This is a genomic window from Streptomyces sp. NPDC050703 (assembly GCF_040654435.1).
GTDB lineage: Bacteria > Actinomycetota > Actinomycetes > Streptomycetales > Streptomycetaceae > Streptomyces.
Genome location: NZ_JBFAHX010000012.1, coordinates 31,937 through 47,351, shown reverse-complemented (window position 1 = coordinate 47,351; position 15,415 = coordinate 31,937). Strand labels below are relative to the sequence as shown.

At 71.6% G+C, this 15,415-nt stretch carries 9 protein-coding genes and 1 pseudogene; 2 read left to right on the top strand and 8 right to left on the bottom strand.

Features of this window, described 5'->3' with window-relative positions; all coding sequences use genetic code 11:
* Nucleotides 1-444: 444 nt before the first annotated feature.
* The 7 genes and pseudogenes from AB0I16_RS14055 to AB0I16_RS14025 form a co-directional block, all read right to left on the bottom strand.
* Nucleotides 445-2,013: an alkaline phosphatase D family protein gene (locus AB0I16_RS14055; RefSeq protein WP_363249616.1), complete on the bottom strand. Its 1,569-nt coding sequence runs from the start codon at nt 2,011-2,013 to the stop codon at nt 445-447.
* Nucleotides 2,010-2,588 (bottom strand): phosphoesterase, encoded by a 579-nt coding sequence (locus AB0I16_RS14050; RefSeq protein WP_363249615.1) that lies wholly within the window; start codon nt 2,586-2,588, stop codon nt 2,010-2,012. Before AB0I16_RS14050 ends, AB0I16_RS14055 begins: the two co-directional genes overlap by 4 nt.
* A gap of 243 nt (nt 2,589-2,831) precedes the next feature.
* Complete coding sequence (locus AB0I16_RS14045; RefSeq protein ID WP_363249614.1) at nt 2,832-3,701, bottom strand: methyltransferase domain-containing protein; 870 nt, start codon at nt 3,699-3,701, stop codon at nt 2,832-2,834.
* A 192-nt stretch (nt 3,702-3,893) separates the two neighbouring features.
* Nucleotides 3,894-5,966 (bottom strand): M6 family metalloprotease domain-containing protein, encoded by a 2,073-nt coding sequence (locus tag AB0I16_RS14040; RefSeq protein ID WP_363249613.1) that lies wholly within the window; start codon nt 5,964-5,966, stop codon nt 3,894-3,896.
* Nucleotides 5,967-6,150: 184 nt separating this feature from the next.
* Nucleotides 6,151-7,269: pseudogene (locus tag AB0I16_RS14035) on the bottom strand (polysaccharide lyase family 1 protein); the annotation flags it as partial.
* Between the two features lie 167 nt (nt 7,270-7,436).
* On the bottom strand, nt 7,437-8,648 hold the full coding sequence (locus AB0I16_RS14030) for a serine/threonine-protein kinase (protein ID WP_363249612.1): 1,212 nt from the start codon (nt 8,646-8,648) through the stop codon (nt 7,437-7,439).
* Nucleotides 8,645-10,465: a hypothetical protein gene (locus AB0I16_RS14025; RefSeq protein WP_363249611.1), complete on the bottom strand. Its 1,821-nt coding sequence runs from the start codon at nt 10,463-10,465 to the stop codon at nt 8,645-8,647. The genes AB0I16_RS14030 and AB0I16_RS14025 overlap by 4 nt, the downstream gene beginning before the upstream one ends.
* A 151-nt stretch (nt 10,466-10,616) precedes the next feature.
* On the opposite strand from AB0I16_RS14025, the gene AB0I16_RS14020 reads away from it, so the two are divergent.
* Nucleotides 10,617-12,527, top strand: a complete 1,911-nt coding sequence (locus AB0I16_RS14020; protein ID WP_363249609.1) for a hypothetical protein — start codon at nt 10,617-10,619, stop codon at nt 12,525-12,527.
* 71 nt (nt 12,528-12,598) lie between these two features.
* Here the strand turns inward: AB0I16_RS14020 and AB0I16_RS14015 are convergent, their stop codons facing one another.
* Nucleotides 12,599-13,687, bottom strand: coding sequence for a mechanosensitive ion channel family protein (locus tag AB0I16_RS14015; RefSeq protein WP_363249608.1), 1,089 nt, complete (start codon nt 13,685-13,687; stop codon nt 12,599-12,601).
* Nucleotides 13,688-14,166: 479 nt separating this feature from the next.
* Here AB0I16_RS14015 and AB0I16_RS14010 point away from each other — a divergent pair, with 479 nt between their 5' ends.
* Complete coding sequence (locus AB0I16_RS14010) at nt 14,167-15,300, top strand: amidinotransferase (protein ID WP_363249710.1); 1,134 nt, start codon at nt 14,167-14,169, stop codon at nt 15,298-15,300.
* Nucleotides 15,301-15,415: the final 115 nt, after the last annotated feature.

The window sequence follows — 15,415 nt, the reverse complement described above, 5'->3', positions numbered from 1 at the left end:
CGATCCTTGCGGACGTGGCATCAGGCAAGCATGTCCGGGGCAGGTCCCCTGCATGAGTGATGGAGGAAAACGCGGCTGCCAACGGCGGCGACAATCCGTGTCCAGCGTCGAATGGCTGCGTAGTGCGCCCGATGGCGCCGTGCTGCTTTTGACGTCTCTGAACAGTCGCCCCATCTACTCAGCGCGCCCGACAGCGCGTCACATCCGCCAAGAACTCGTGACGGAATCCAGCGCGTTGCTGGGGGTCAAGGGGTCGCAGGTTCAAATCCTGTCGTCCCGACTAGTTCGAGCGATCGAACGTCGCAGGTGAAGGGCCGTTTTCGAACGGCCCTTTTTCTGTTGTCCGGGCGCTTCCGGGTCGGAGCGGGAACGCGCCGCCGACGGGGCGGGGGCGGAGGAGAGGGGCGGGCCCGCTGGAGGGGAGCGGGACCGCCGCGATGTGTGTCAGTGGTCCCTGCGGTACTGCGCGGGCGACCCCTTCGTCCTTTCGTCCTCGTACGAGCCGGCCTCGCCGCGGTCCACGTGGAACGTCGTCAGCGTCGTCACGGGGGAGTGCGGGTCGCGGCGGTCGCCGACCACGCGCATGTGGGCGGTGAAGCGCCGGGGCGTCACCTCGTACACGTCGTAGCCGTACCGGTTGCCCTCGAAGTACTTCAGGTGCGGGTTGGCCTCGCCCATGAGAGGGCCGTTGGCGGCGTTCCACTCGGGCGAGTAGGCACCGGACGTCACCGAGTGGGCGGTGATCTCGGTCCCCACCAGCGGTGAGTCGGGCTGGTCGAAGTCGGTGCGGACGTCGTCGACGAACGCCGAGTGCCAGTCGCCGGTGATGACGACCAGGTCCTCCAGGCCGCTCCTGTGCACATGCCCGAGGACCTCCTTGCGCTCGGCGAGGAAGCCGTCCCACTGGTCGGTGAACATGTACGAGCCGCCCGGCCTGCCCCGCAGCTGGCTCAGCATGATCGAGTTGGCCCACACGTGCCAGGAGTCCGGGGCGCGGTCGACGGTGCGCTTGAGCCACGCCTTCTGCTCGGCGCCGAGGATCGTGCCGTCCGGCAGGTTCTGCGCGGAGCGGTACGAGCGCAGGTCGAGGACGCTCAGTTCGAGCAGGTCGCCCCAGCGGCGCACGCGGTGGATCTCGGGGTCGGGCAGGGCCATGCCGCCGAACGAGTCGCGGTGCGGCATGTGCTCGAACCACGCCTGGTAGGCCGCCGCGCGGCGGCGCATGAACGGGGCGCCGCCCCCGGTGCCGCTGTAGTCGTTGACGACCTCGTGGTCGTCCCAGGTGAGGAACCACGGGTGGGCGGCGTGCGCCTCGCGGAGCGACTTGTCGCCCTTGTACAGGGCGTGCCGCTTGCGGTAGTCGGCGAGGGTGAGGATCTCCGGGCCGTCGTGGTCGCGTACGTGCCTCTCCGGCACGCCGCCGACCTGGCCGTGCTCGTAGATGTAGTCGCCGAGGTGGACGACGAAGTCCACGTCCTCGCGCGCGATCCCGCGGTGCGCGGCGTAGAAACCGTCGTGGAACGCCTGGCAGTTGGCGGCGGCGAAGGTGACCTTGGAGACCCGGCCGCGCGGCGCGGTCTTCGTACGGCCGACGCGGCTGGTCCTGCCGAGCGCCTTGAACGCGTACCAGTAGTGGCGGCCGGGCGCGAGACCGCTCACCGGCACGTGCACGCTGTGGCCGAGCGTCGCGGACGCCGGCGCGGTGCCGCGGGCGACGACGTGCCGCAGCCGGGAGTCCCTCGCGACCACCCAGTCGACCTCCACGACCTCGGGGAGTCTCTGCTCGGCGGCGAGGGGTTCGGGCGCGAGTCTGGTCCACAGGAGCACCGAGTGCGGCTGTGGATCGCCGGAGGCCACACCGAGCGTGAACGGCGCCCGGTCGTACTCCGCGCCCAGGCGCTCGGCGGCCTCACGGGCCTGCGCCGGGGTGAGTCCCGCGGCCAGCGGCCAGGCCAGGTTCAGGGCGCCGGCGGCCGCGGCGGCCTTCAGCAGATCACGGCGGTTGACGCTCATCGGTGGCCTCCGTCGGCGCTGAGGGTGAGGGAGAGGGCGTCCGCGTAGCCGTCGTTGGAGGTGCCGCCGCCGCTGCGGGTGAAGACGAGCAGGAGCCGCGCCGAGCGGGCGGTGGGCGGCACCGCGGCCTCGGCGGTGCGTTCCACCAGGCCCGTGCGGCCCTCCCGGTCCCCGGCGCCGACGGGGCCGAGCACGCTGAGCGCGACCGGTGTGCCCCTGGCGTCGCGGAACTCCACGGAGAGCCGGGCGCCGTCCTCCTGCCCGGCGTAGCCACCGAGCCAGGCGGACAGGGTGTAGCGCACCCGCCCCGCGTCGACGGCCCGGCGCCCCGTCCGGCCGGTCCCGGGCAGGGGGATGTCCTGGACCAGGGCGGTCCGGGCGCTGTTGCCGCCGGAGAAGAAGCGGCTGCCGCGCCGGGCGGGGCCGGGGTCCGACGCGGTCGGGTAGCCACCGCCGAGGCTGTAGGCGATGAGTGCCGGGGCTCCCTGGGCGACCCGCCAGCCGCTGACCTCCGTGACGGGTTCGGCGGTGCCGCCCGCCCCGCTCTCCGCGTCGCCGTTGACGACCAGATTCACGCGCGCCTCCTGTGATCGTTGGATCGAGCGCGGCCAGCCCACCAGCCGCGTGTGAACCAGGAGAAGCGTTTCGGCGAATTCCGTTGCGTCCACTGTCCGGGGCACCGCCCCTCACCACCGGCGACTGCCCCTCACCACCGGCGACCGCCGCACCCCGCGCGTGCCGGCAGCACCGCGCGTGTCAGGAGTGACGCGTCCCGACGGGGCCGGTACGCCGCCACGGACGCCGGCCCCGTCGGCCCGTCAGCCCACGGGCTTGCGCAACACCAGCAGGTGGTACTCCACGTGGTCGCGGGTGAAGGAGCGGTAGGGGCCCATCAGCGGGTCGACGCGGGCGACGGTCTCCTTGCCGTACCGCTGCTCCATCTCCTCGCGCCGGTCCTGGTAGAGGACGGACATCAGCTCGCCGCACACCACCGCGTTGGCGGTCATGTCCTGTGCCTGCCGCACCTGGAAGCCCGCCTCCTCGACCTCGGCGAACAGCGCGGCGAGCGGCCTGAGCGGCGGAGACGTCCACAGCCTCGTGTACGCGGCCACCTCCTCGTCCGTGGGCCTGCCGCGCACCGTGAACTCGGTCAGCAGGAAGTGCCCGCCGGGCTCCAGGACGCGCCACGCCTCCCGCAGGCCCTGGGCGCGGTCGGACAGGTGCGGGAAGCAGTCGATCGACCACGCGGCGCCGAACGACGCGTCGGGGTGTTCGATGGCCATGGCATTGCCGTACGCGAAGACGGCCCGCTCACCGGCGGGATGGCCCGCGCGCCGCTCCTGGCAGCGCGCGAGCTGGCTCCGGCTCACCGTGATACCCGTGACGTGGCACCCGGTGCGCTCCGCGAGCCGCAGCGCGGGGCCGCCGGTCCCGCAGCCGATGTCGAGCACCCGGGTGCCCGCCGCCGGGGCGAGCGTGTCGATCAGGAACTCCGTCTGCCGGTCCTGCGCGAGGTCGGCCAGGCCGACCAGGTCAGGCACGGGCGCGCGCGTCCCGTGCGGCACGAACAGGCCGATGTGCACGGCACTCGAACCGAGCGTCATCGCCAGCAGGTCGCCGTACTGGTCGTACATCGCGCCGACATCCTCGGGCGTGGGAGCCGTGCCGCCGCGTGCGTCCACCGTCATGTGCGTCTCCTCCCTGGCGTGCGGAGGCCGGTTCCTCCGCGCGGGCAAGACCATTGCACCCGTCCCACCGGGCTCCCGCGAGGGCGTAGTCGAGCCACATCAGGCGCGGCCCTCACGTCCCGTGGGGCGACAGCGGCCCCAGGGGGCCCGAGGCCGCTGCCGCTCCGCCGTCACCGGCCCGCCGGCCGCCGTCTACCTCCGGCCGCTCTTCGTCAGCTTGCAGACGGCCCGCGCGGACTCGCCCGGGTCGCTCTCCGAGCGGGCGGTCAGCGTGACTCTGCCGTGCCGGTCGGCGTCGCGCCCCGCGTTCACCGCGACGTCGACCTCGACGGTGTCGCCGGACCGCGCGGTGGCGAGCCGGTTGGGCAGCCAGGCGGACCAGCCGTCGCCGGACGCCTCGGCGGAGAGGCGGTAGACGTCCGAGCGCAGATAGCGGTCGACGTCCTCGGGGTGCCCGGAGTCCGACGGCGCCCCGCGCCCGGTGTTGGCCAGGTCGAAGGAGCACACGGCGCGGCGCTCGGCGCGGCCCTTGGCGTGTCCCCGGCCGAGCGCGACGCCCCGGCGCTGCGGTCCCGCGCCGTCGAGCGACCTGACCGCGAGGGTGTACGACAGGACGCCGTTCCCGCGCCGCTCCAGGTCGAGGACGTAGAAGTGCAGCCGGTTGGCCTCGTCGACGTACTCGTACATGCTGCCGGAGTCGGCGCCCGCGTGCAGCAGTGCGTCGCTGAGCTGCCGGTAGTCGCCCATGGTGATGTTCTGGAGGGTGCCGTCGGGCCGCTCGAAGTCCACCATGCCGATGTCCTCGGGGTGGGCGTCGACCACCCACGCGAACGGCTCCCGGTCCTTGTTCTTCGTCTTGGCGAGCAGCACGCCGTGGTCGGGCGTGAAGGAGTCCATGCCCATGCGGTCGACGACCTCGACGGTGTAGTTCTCGTAGCCGCCGCCGTCGCACAGGGGGTCGGTGTCCGTGTCGCAGCCGGGGGACCGGTCGCGGTCCATGGCGATGTTGACGCCGCTGAGCCCCCGGGAGCCGGGCGGCGCCGAGCGCGCCGTCACCCGGGCCACGACCGTGCCGGAGTCCTTGAGCGCGTCGCGGTCGAGGCGCAGCACGTTCCGCTCGTCGACGATGCCGAGCTTGAGCTTGTCGCGCAGGATGTGCTGGGCCCCCATGGAGCCGCCGTCGGTCGCCGGGATGTGCCAGCGGGTGTGCGGTCCGCCGGGGCCGTTGAAGGAGCCGCGCGAGAGCATGCTCCAGATGCCGGTGTAGGAGCGGCGCAGCGGCTTGCCGTAGGGGTTGTTGTAGTTGTCGGCGATGCCCAGGATGTGGCTCAGCTCGTGCGCGTACACGCCCATGCCGGAGCTCTCGGCCTGGGTCGAGGAGCCGGCCGCCGCGTTGGGCCAGATGCGGGCGGCCGCCGCCCACGACGTCCACGGCACGTAGCGGGTCTCCGCCGCGTTGCCCCCTGCGGCGATGGGCGCGGGCGGGCCCCACGCCGGGGGCACGGCCTCCGGCGAGGCGAACTTCATCTGCCCGAACTCCTGCCACACCGAGGACTCGTCCTGCCCGGCGGTGAGGAAGAAGACGAAGTCGTACTCACCGGTCTCGCCGCTGCCCACGTCCGCTTCCCAGGCGGCCTTGCCGTCGGCGCGGATGTCCTTGCCACAGCTGGTCCCGCTCGGGCACGCCCCCGGGTTCATCCGGGGTTCGATGCCGTACTGGAAGGACTTGTGCGGCATGCGGTAGACGCCGAAGGCGGTCAGGTCGACGCCGATGCGGCCGCCGGAGTCCTCCATCCAGTACTCGTTGATGGTGTGGCCGCGGTTGAGCTTGCCGGGCTTGTTCAGGAAGTCGCGGTAGAAGGCCGGGAGCCGGTCGCGCGGGATGCCGGACGCGCTCGGCCGCGGGTTGCCGAAGAGGCTGGAACCGGCCGGTCCGCTGACGGTGAACTCCTCGTCGGGGTAGTCGAGGAGCACCAGGGCGCCCTTGAAGGTGCGCCGCGTGGGCTTGAGGCCGGGGTCCGCCCAGTCGGTGCCGGGGACGGACCGGTAGTCGGCCCAGGTCATGTCGTCGGGGTTCTGCCAGCGCTGCGGGTCGATCGGCCGGACGAGGGGCGGGCGGCCGTCGGGCTCGGGGTTCGCCCGGGCGGGGCCGGCGGCGAGGACGGAGGCGGACAGGCCCAGGAGCGCCGCGAGGAGAGCGGCGCGGCGGGCGGGGGACGTGCGCGGTCTGTGTGAACGCGGTCTGTGCGGACGACGGAGGAACAAGGGTCACCTCTTGCCTGAAGGGTGTGGACAAGAACATGACAAACCGTTCAGCCGTACCCTCCGCCCCGCACCTCCCAAGAGTCAACAGCCTTTCGGGACGGTCCGCGAACGTGCGGCCGGTGGAACCGGCGGGCCCGGGCAGCCGGACGCGTGACCGGGCCCGCCGGAGTGCGTGCGGCCCTCAGCAGAGCCCGTCCGACACCTTCAGGCCGGTGCCCGCGCCCGCCGTCCTGCCCACGATGTCCGGCACGCAGCCGGCGCTGTCGAGGGTGTACGCGTAGGGGATGCCCACCGTCGTGTTGGACGCCGGGTTCGGGCCCGCCGGGCGGTACTCGTCGTCGGCGGGGGACCAGGTCACCCGGTCGAAGACGTTGCCGCTGACCTGCCAGTGACCGGCCGCGTCGGTGTAGAAGGTGCCCAGGACGTCCTTGGAGTCCTCGAAGTAGTTGTTGTCCACCTTGGCCTTGGCCCCTGCGCGCGAGTTGATGCCGGACTCGTTCAGCCTCACGTAGTGGTTGTTGTAGATGTGGGCCGTGCCGCCGCGGAGCAGCGGCGTGCGGGAGTCGATGTTCTCGTACTTGTTGTGGTGGTACGTGAGGAAGCCGTTGGAGACGTCGCTCTCGCTGGACCCGACGAGGCCGCCGCGCCCGGAGTCGCGCAGGACGCTGTACGACAGGGTCACGTACCGCGTGTTGTTCTTCATGTCGAAGAGGCCGTCGTAGCCCTCCGACTCGCCGCCCGACGCCTCCAGGGTCGTGTGGTCCACCCAGACGTTGCGGACACCGCTCTCCATGCCGATGGCGTCGCCGCCGTTGGACGTGGGGGAACCGGACTTCTTGACATTCCTGACGGTCACGTTCCGGATGACGATGTTGCTGGATTCCCTTATGTGGATGCCCAGTTGATCGAAGACGGCACCGCTGCCGACGCCGACGAGCGTGACGTTGCTGATCTGCTTGAGCTCGATGACGCCCGCGGCGGTGTTGCAGCTCTCGCCCGACACCTTCGCGGTGTTGGCGTGGTTGATCGTGCCCTCCACCTCGATGGTGACCGGGGTGTCGTCGGCGGCGCGGTCGCAGAGGGCCGCGTGGATCGCGGTGCCGGTCGTGGCCCGCACCGTCTTCCCGCCCGCGCCGCCGGTGGTCCCGCCGTTCTGCGCGGCGTAGCCGTCGGCGCTGCCGGCCGCGGCCGAGGCCCGCGGCTGCGCCGCCGCCTCCGGCAGCGTCACCGCCGCACCGGTCGCGGCCGTGACGGCCAGTGCGGCCAGCGCGGCGCGGACTCTGCGTGAACGTGCTCGGCTCATGGTCGGCTCCCTGTTCGTCGGCGCGTTGCGGGAAGGGGTGTGGCTGTCCCGTACGCCGTAGTCGCCGCGAAGGTCATAGGGGTTGCCGCTTGGTCGCCGCGCGGTTCACGTCAAGCCGTGCCTCACCGGCCGGCCCCCCGCTGGCCGGCCCCGCACCGGCCGACGCCTCACCCCGACCCCTCGCCCCGGCCGCTCACCCAGCGGGCCATCTCGGTGAAGGCGTCGAGGGTGCGCGGGTGGCCCGGCCCGTACCAGTCCCTGCAGTCGCGGCCCAACCGGTCGTACAGCTCGGCTGCCCCCCGCGGATCACCGCTGCGGCCGGTGAGGCCGGCCAGCTCCATGCGAGCCGCGACGACCAGGGCGTGGGAGGGGCCGTGCTGCCCCGAGAGCCTGCGTACGTTCAGTTCCGCCGCGCTCAGGCGGTCGGCGAAGCCGCTGTCGGCGGAGGAACCGTCCGAGGGCGAGGGCAGGACGTGGGCGGGACCGGCGCGCGGGTTCGCCTCAGCGGCCTCCAGGGGGCGCTCCACCTCGGCGATCGCCCGCACGACCATGCGGGCGTTGTCGGGCCGCTGCCGGGGGGCCTTGGCGAGCAGCGCCATGATCAGTTCGTCGAGCGCGGCGGGGACGCCCGGCACCTGCACCTGCGGCGGTGTCGGGCTCTGCAGTTCGTGCGCGCGGGCCAGGGCGACGGGATCGGCGCGGTCGTCGCCGAACGGAGGCCAGCCGGTCACCATCTCGTACATCACGCAGCCGAGCGAGTACAGGTCGCTTCGCTCGTCACCGGCCTCGCCGCGGCTCCGCTCCGGCGACATGTACAGCGGCGTCCCGGCCGCGCCGCGTGTCTCGGAGGCGTCGATGAAACGGGACAGGCCGAAGTCGACGATGCGCACGGCGCTGTCGACCTCGCGGATGAGTACGTTGCGGGGCTTGATGTCACGGTGCAGGATGCCCTTGTCGTGAGCTGCCGCGAGCCCTTCGGCCATCTGGCCGCTCCAGCGGCACGTGCGCGCCAGGGGCAGCGGCTTGGGGCGCACGTAGGCGCTCAGCGGTCGGCCGTCGACGTACTCCATGACGAGGAACGGATCAGTGCGGCTCATGTAGCAGTCGTGGATCTTGGCGACGTACGGGCTGTCGACCTTCGCGGCCATCAGGCTCTCGCGCGCGAACCGTTCCCGGACCTCCTCCAGTCGTCCCGGATCGGGACGAAGGCCGACGAGCCGGTCCAACGCCAGGAACTTCAGGGCCACCTCCCGGGCGAGGACACAGTCACGGGCGAGCCACACGTGCCCGAACCCGCCGCTGTCGACCAGATCGACCAGCTCGAAGCGCCGGTCGGGCCCGACGAACCGGCGGCGGCCATCGAAGGGGCCATGCGTCACGGCGCCTCTTTCCTCCGGGCGTCCCTCTCCTCGGCGGGGCCGGCTTCGAGAGCGCCGGCCTCGCCCTGCCACGCCTGTTCCGCCCAGTCCTCCAGACGGGAAACGGCGTCGAGGTTCTCACGCCACGCGGTGAAGAAGGCGACGCGCTGAGCCAGCGTACGGCTCGCGGCGCTGGTCACGGCGTGGACGGTGTGCCGTCCCTCGCGGCTCAGCTCCTCCTTGCGCGACGGTACGCGGCGCCACTCGAAGGCCGCCCAGACGGCCGCCGCGACCCCGGTGAGGATCACGGCGATCCGCGGTGTCCCGCGCGGCACCAGGAACACCGACGCGGCACTCATCAGGATCACCGCATTGGCGGCGATGAACCGGAACGCATCGATCCGGACGGACTCGACCCGGTGGCGTGTGCGTTCCTCGATCTTCCCGCGCAGGTTCCTGATGAGCGTCTCCTCCGCCACCGCCTTGTCCGGATCGGCGGGCAGGGGGCAGCGCCACTGGTCCCAGGTGACGTCGATCCGCGTGGGGAGCAGCGACTCGGAGCGGTCCGCGTAAGCCTGGAAGGCGCGGCGCATCTGTGGCCACACGGCGCGCAGCGCCAGCAGGCGGGCCTCATGGCCCAGGCGTACCGATTCCGGTGTGAAGACGGCATTGACCAGCAACGTCCGCAGGTCTACCGGTCTGGCGGCGATCTGACGCGCCGCGTGTTCCTCGCGTGCGCCTCGCTCGTCACCACCGTGCTCGATGACGAGCTCCAGGTAGCCGATGCGCGTGGCGAGGGCCGCCTCGTCGGCGTCGTGCCGGTCGATGAGCGCGTCCAGGGCACTGTCCGCGTGCCCGGCGTGAGGTCTGTCGTCGCGGTCGGCGGGGAACGCGTCCCGCAGGTGGGCAAGGGTGCTCTGGGGGACGGTCGCCCATTCCCACCCGCGGCGCAGCGCGTCCCAGTCGGCGCCGCACGCGATACTCAGTTCCCGGTACGTCTTGATGGGCAGTTCTTTCGCCAACGCCCCCATGTGATGGGCCACTTGATTGACGAGCAGACCCGACTGGGACAGATCGAGACGGCCGAGCCAGCGGTTCATGGCCTGCTGCGTGGAGGAGAGCGCGGTGATGCCCAACTCATGGCAGGCGACGGCGTCGAGTACGACGTGGAAGTCCTCGTCCAGGTTGTAGGGGTCGAGAGCCTGGAGATAGCGGTCCATCCAGGAGGCGGCCTCACCCTGCTCGCCCAGGCGGGTGCAGGCCAGCGCGAAGAACAGGTTGGACCGGGCCGAGTCGAGGGAGTACGCGTGACCGCGGGCGCGGTGCATCTGCTCCGCCCGGTCGAGGTGCCGGGCGGCGAGGGCCACCATCGCGGGGCCGAGCCAGAAGTCGGGCGCCATGAGCATGCGCTCCTGGGCGCAGGCGGCCACCAGGTCCTTGTCCACCGTGCCGTGCTCCAGCGCGTTCCGGGTCAGCGCGCTCACGAGGCCGTGCGCGAGGGCGCGGGTCCGGCGGCGCTGCTCGAAACGGGCGTTCCAGTCGACGGTGAGCCGGGTCAGCTCGGCCTCGGCCATCGCTCGCACCTGGTCCTTGGCGTACCGATCGGTGAACTCGTCGAAGGCGTCCCCGAGTTGCCGTACGGCATCCTCGACCCGGGTCATGGTGTGCGAGACGCCGTCCAGTGTGGACGCCACGGTCCGTACTTCGTCCCTCAGCGACGAGACTTCGCCCTGCACGGCGACGACCTGCTCGCCCACAGTGTCGATGTCACGGTCCACCTGCGCCAGCGCGCCGAGCAGCTCCGTGAGGTCCTCTTCCGCGCTCTCCTGGTCACCCATGTCGTCCCCCATTATCCGCATGGACACGACGGCCGGGCCATGAACGACTAATCTGTGAGGGCCGGTTGACGCGATGGTGGAGTGCCGTGTCCGATGAAGGGCCGTGGACGGGGGGGGAACCGTGGACCCTGAGGATCGACTTCACCGACCCGTGCGCGACCTGTTCTTCGGACGTGACGACGCCGAGCACGACTTCGCCGACGGCCTGCTGCGGCAGGGGTTCCAGCGCACTCTCGCCTACGAGGCGGCGCTGGGCGGCCGCAAGTCACTGATCGTCGGGCGCAAGGGGTCGGGCAAGAGCGCCATCTGCGCACAGCTCGCGCATGGCGGTCTGTACCCCGGGCCCACGGCCGAACTCTCGCCCGACAACGCGGCGGGCGACGAGATCCGCCGCTTCGACCTCCAGGGCCTCACCTCGGACAACGCCAAGGCGCTGATCTGGCGTTATCTGTTCGCTGTCCAGGCGGCCCGGCACGTGGTCGACCATGCGCACCGGGTCCGGCACGGCCGCAACCTGCGGCAGCCCGCACCGGTGCGGGCCCTGCGCGACTTCCTGCGTGCCAACGGTGAGGATGCCGATGTCCGGCTCACGGACCGGCTGCAACGCGGTACCCATCGTCTGCAGTCGGCGACACTCTCGCTGAAGATGTTCGGCGTGGAAGCCAGTGTGCAGACCGGCGAGGACGCGACCGAGCACACCTCCGAGGGAGCGCGCGCGATGCGCCAGCTCGACGCCCTCGAAGCCGGTGTCCGGGTCGGCCTCGACACGCTGGGCTGCGTCGCCGCCGGACATCCGCCGCTCCTCGTCCTCGTCGACCAGTTGGAGCGGGTCTGGGTGGCCGACCCCGACAGCCACGCCCTGGTCACCGGCCTGCTACTGGCCACCAAGCAGATCGCGCGGACATACGGCGGGGCCGTCCGCTGCGTGCTGTTCATCCGCTCCGACATCTACGACACGCTGAACTTCGCGGACGGCGACAAGTTCCGCAGCGACGAGGTGCACATCACCTGGACACCCGAGGCGCTGCGCGACCTGGCGCTTGCCCGGGCCTCCCTCTCGCTGCGACGCCCCCTCACCCACGACGAACTGTGGGGCGAGGTCTTCCCCGCCACGGTCCGCGGCGAGCGGACCGCCGACTACCTGGCCCGCCGCAGCCTGCTGCGCCCGCGCGACGCCATCCAGTTCCTGACCCGCTGCCGCGACGTGGCCTGGGAACGGGGCCATGCGAAGATCCACGAATCCGACGTCATGGTGGCGACCAAGCGTTTCTCACAGTGGAAACTCGCGGACCTGGCCCGCGAGTACAACGTGGGGTTCCCCTTCCTCCGCCAGATCTTCGCCCTGTTCGAGAACGGCGCTCACCGGGTGCACCGGGAGACGTTCGACGAACGGTTCGCCGAGATCCGCGCGGACCTGCACGAGGCCCACGCCGCCTACACCGAACACCTCACCGCGCCGGCCGTGGTGGAGGCACTCTTCGCCATCGGCTTCCTCGGCGTGGGCCGCGGTGACGGTGTCGTGTACGCGGGCTCCACGTCGCTGCCCGTCCAGTCGTACGAGGACGATCTGCACGTCCACCCCTGCTTCCGGCCCGCGCTGCACTGTGAGGCGACGGCTCCGGGACACCCGCCGACGGACATCGAGCGCATGTCGGACCGGTCATCGCGCTACGCGCACACCAGCTTCCTGCGCAATATCGCCGTGACGGACGCGGGGTTCAGCGTCAACCGCGACGTGCGGCTGCTCGCCGAGGCCGACAGCGCGGGACAACGACTGCTGCGTCTCCTGGGACGGGCGGGCCTGCCGGCCGCCACACGCACGGAGATGAGCGGCCTCCTGACGGAGGCGTTGGAGAACGCCCGTGCCTCCGGCAGGGACGGCGAGAGTGTCACCACGCGCGTTCGCTCCTTCGCCGCCGCGCTGCAGGCACTCGCCGCGACCCTGACCGAAGCCGGGTACGGCCGTGAACCGGTCACCCTCCGCCTGGCCGACGAGGCGTGGAACATCGAACGCGTGCTGGGCGGCATGACCGGTGGCGGAGGCTCGGACTCCTCCGGGTAGGCACACCGCCGCGCCGGCCATGGGGGCCGCCACCGGCAGCCGTCGCCCGGCAGCGCCCCCGTGGGCAGGGGTCAGTGCACCCGCGGCACCGAGATGTCGCGCTGGTGCGGGATGCCGAGCGGGGGCGGCAGCTCGCCCTGCTGGACCGTGACCGTGCGGGCGGGGGCGGGGACCCTGATGCCCTCGGCGCGGTAGCGCTGGTGCAGGCGCTTGATGAACTCGTGCTTGACGCGGTACTGGTCGCTGAACTCGCCGACGCCGAGGATCACCGTGAAGCTGATCCGCGAGTCCCCGAACGTGTGGAAGCGGACGGCCGCCTCGTGGTCGGGGACCGCGCCCGTGATCTCGGTCATCACCTCGTCGACCACCTCGATGGTGACCCGCTCGACCTGCTCCAGGTCGCTGTCGTAGCTCACCCCGACCTGCACCGTGATCGACAGCTGCTGCTCGGGGCGGCTGAAGTTGGTCATGTTGGTGCCCGCCAGCTTGGCGTTGGGGATGATGACCAGGTTGTTGGAGAGATCGCGCACCACGGTGTTCCGCCAGTTGATGTCGACGACGTAGCCCTCCTCACCGCTGCTGAGCTGGATGTAGTCGCCGGGCTGCACGGTCTTCGCGGCGAGGATGTGCACACCGGCGAAGAGGTTGGCCAGGGTGTCCTGGAGCGCGAGGGCCACCGCGAGGCCACCGACGCCGAGCGCCGTGAGCAGCGGCGCGATGGAGATGCCGAGGGTCTGCAGGACGACGAGGAAACCCATCGCCAGCACCACGACCCGCGTGATGTTCACGAAGATGGTGGCCGACCCCGCGACCCCGGAGCGCGACTGCGCCACCGCCCTGACCAGGCCCGTCACGATCCGCGCCGCGGTCAGCGTCGCCGCGAGGATGAGCAGCGCGGTCAGCGTCATGGTGACGTTGCGGCCGGTGCGCGAGGTCAGGGGCAGCGCGCCCGCCGCCGCGGCGAGGCCCGCGGTGATGGCGGCGCAGGGCACGAGGGTGCGCAGGGCGTCGACGATGATGTCGTCGCCGTTCCACCGGGTCCGGCTCGCCCGCTCGCCCAGCCAGCGCAGCAGCGCGCGCAGCAGGAGTCCGGCCGCGACCCCGGCGGCCACGGCGATCCCGGCCATGATCCAGTCGTGCAGTGTCAGGGCACGGGTCATCGGTGCACCTCCGGCGTGCGGGCGGAGTGTGCTCGGTCCACGGCCGGCGTACCGGCGGAGTGCACGCGTGCCCGGAATATGTGATGTGTCGTCACCTTGTGTTACCTGCTCGGTTCCTGGAGTCCGTTCGCGGTGCCGGAGCGAAGGGCCCGGCGCGGTCGTCATCCTGCCGCATGCGTGCACGGCGGGTGCGCGTACCCCTCTCCGGATCTCCACGAATCGGCCATGCCTCCGGACGGCGGCCACGGGCGGCGAGCACGGTGGCGGCCACCCCCGTGAGCTGCGGGAAGGCGCCCGGCCCGGGTCGAACGGACGTCACACCGGTGTACGGGGCCGTTCGGGTGACGCCTCTTCGCCGCACGTCCCACGCGCACGGGGGTCGACGACGGGCGCGCGGCCTGCTGTCATGCGTTCATTGTCGTAGTCGACGGTTCTTCTGCGATCGGGAGCGGTTCAGCATGGCGACAGTGGACGAGTCGGTGTGCCCGGCGGCCGGACCAGGCCGAAACAGCCCCCTGGAACCACCGGGGCCACTCCTCTCCCCGGTGAACTCGCACAACGAGTGGGACCCCCTTGAGGAGATCGTCGTCGGGCGGCTCGACGGTGCCACCATTCCCTCCGGTCACCCGGTGGTGACCTGCAACATCCCGCCCTGGGCGGCGCGTCTGCAGGGCCTCGCCGCCGGCTTCGCGTACCCGAGCGGACTGGTTGAGCCCGCCCAGCGGGAACTGGACGGTTTCATCGCGCTCCTGGAGTCCCTCGGCGTCACCGTCCGGCGGCCCGACGCCGTCGACCACAAGCAGCGCTTCGCCACCCCCGACTGGTCCTCGCGCGGATTCTGCAACGCGTGCCCGCGCGACGGCCTGCTCGTCATCGGCGACGAGATCATCGAGACCCCCATGGCCTGGCCGAGCCGGTACTTCGAGAGCCACTCCTACCGCGCGCTGCTGAAGGACTACTTCCGGCGCGGCGCGCGCTGGACGGCGGCGCCGAGGCCGCAGCTCACCGACGCGCTCTTCGCGGACGGCTTCCGGCCCCCCGCGCCCGGTGAGCCCATGCGCTACATCCTCACCGAGCACGAACCCGTCTTCGACGCCGCGGACTTCGTGCGCGCGGGACGGGACCTGTTCGTCACGCGCAGCAACGTCACCAACCTGACGGGCATCGAGTGGCTGCGCCGCCACCTCGGCCCCGGCTACCGCATTCACGAGATCGAGAGCCGCTGCCGCACCCCCATGCACATCGACACGACGTTCGTCCTGCTCGCCCCCGGCAAGGTCCTGGTCAACCCGGAGTACATCGACGTCGACCGGCTGCCCGACGTGCTCGCCTCCTGGGACGTGCTGGTCGCTCCCGAGCCCGACCCGATCAACGAGCGGCTGCTCAGGATGACGTCGATGTGCGGCAAGTGGCTGAGCATGAACGTGCTGATGGTCGACGAGAAGCGGGTGATCGCCGAGCGGCACCACACCGGCATGCTGCGCGCCCTGGAATCCTGGGGCTTCGAGCCGATCCCGTGCGACCTGCTGCACTACGCGCCGTTCGGCGGCTCCTTCCACTGCGCGACGCTCGACGTCAGGCGGCGCGGGACGCTGGAGTCGTACTTCGACTGAGCCCGCCCCGAAGCCCGACCCGCCCCCGAGAGCCCGGTCCTGTCCCCAGGGCCGGGCCTCGCCGTGGTCCGGCCGTGCAGAGGGGTTCCCGCGCCGCACCGGTTATGAAAGTGTC